This is a genomic window from Arthrobacter sp. SPT-J7, assembly GCF_059089965.1.
The window spans coordinates 1-474 of record NZ_JBNHFF010000565.1 but is presented as its reverse complement, the minus strand read 5'-3'; the positions used below and the strand labels follow the sequence as shown (position 1 = coordinate 474).

Genomic DNA, 474 nt, shown 5'->3' with positions numbered 1-474 from the left:
CCTGAAGGAGGTGCTCGAGGGTGCAGGGCCGGATATTCCGATTGCCTCCCTTGAGGGTTTCGTGCGCCAAGTTGTCGGCTGGCGGGAGTACATGCGCGCCACGTACCGGACCCACGGCCGGCAGATGCGCACCGCCAACCGGTTGAATCACCGGAACGAACTGGGGGACGGGTGGTGGGATGCCAGTACGGGGCTTGCGCCTGTGGACATAGTGATTGGCCGCGTCCTTGCCACCGGGTATGCCCATCACATTGAACGATTGATGGTCCTGGGCAACGCGATGGCCCTGCTGCGGATCCATCCCGACGACGTCTACGAATGGTTCATGGAACTCTTCATCGACGCGTACGACTGGGTGATGGTGCCCAACGTGTATGCGATGAGCCAGTTCGCTGCTGGGGAGCTGATTACAACGAAACCCTACGTTTCCGGCAGCAACTACCTCCGTAAAATGTCGGATCTGCCGGCGGGGGA

General features: G+C 61.0%; 1 protein-coding gene. It reads left to right on the top strand.

Translation table 11 applies throughout. The annotated features are described in order from the left end of the window. Positions 1–10: 10 nt before the first annotated feature. Positions 11–474, top strand: a 464-nt coding sequence (locus tag AC5RWX_RS34290; protein WP_494100578.1) for an FAD-binding domain-containing protein, incomplete at its 3' end; no start/stop codon positions are given.